The following is an 878-nucleotide window of genomic DNA, read 5'->3' on the forward strand; positions in this document are numbered from 1 at the left end:
CAATTTTTTGATTGAGAGTTTCGAGCTTTGAGCGATTGCTTTCAATTCTTTGCTCTCGTTCTTGATTGTATTCTCTCTGTTTGTTTTCTTTTCGTTCAATCTGTTTTTCACACGGCTCAAGGTTGTCATTGTAAAGTTCCCCTTTTAAACGAATAGGCTTTTCAAACTCAGGCACTTTTATTGATATTGCTTGTTTTGTTGTTCTGGTTATTTCAATGCCAAGGCTATTTAATTCGTTTATTAAATCATTGCGGTTATTTATTTCATTATGAATCCAGCATTCTTCCAAATAGTTATGTATCGCTGCTTGAACTTCATTTCTCTTTTTATTGTTGTTACCTAGCTGCAAGGTTCTTTTTCGCTCTGGAGCATTTGGATCAGAAAGTTGATGCAAATCGTTCTGCAAACTTTTCCAAGTTTCAATACGTGGCATGTCGAATTTATGAATATACGGCTGTAGGCGTTTGCCAGTATTCAACTCAGTATTCACAATGTGAAAATTGAGTTCTAATCGTCCATCTTTATCTGTGTGCTTTATCCAAACACAATCGTATTGTGATGCGTCCAAGCCGCTCATGAGCGTTTCTTCAAACGACTGCATTAAGTTACTCTGTAACTCTTTGCTAATGTCGCTTTCTTCTTTAGCAAAGCTCAAACAACCCGTTGTATACGCGTTCTTAAAAGTAGAGTTGTGGAGTAGCTGACGCGTAACGTCAGGGTTTCCGCTCAAAAGCTCAGGCTTTTCAGAGCGATTCTTGTCACCCAGCAAGTAGTCAATACCACCAGTTACGCCCTTGGAAGCTGTAGGTTTGAAGAATTTAACAAGCATCAGAAACCACCTTTTTCATTAAGTTTTCAATCGACTTTATTTGTATGTT

Annotated in this window: 1 pseudogene; it reads right to left on the reverse strand. The window is 37.8% G+C overall.

Annotated features, from left to right (window positions below):
• Positions 1 to 601, reverse strand: a pseudogene (locus R8O10_RS24335) (relaxase); the annotation flags it as partial.
• Positions 602 to 878 lie beyond the last annotated feature (277 nt).

This window comes from Vibrio sp. 1727 (genome assembly GCF_033344415.1).
In the GTDB taxonomy this organism is placed as follows: Bacteria; Pseudomonadota; Gammaproteobacteria; order Enterobacterales; family Vibrionaceae; genus Vibrio; species Vibrio alginolyticus.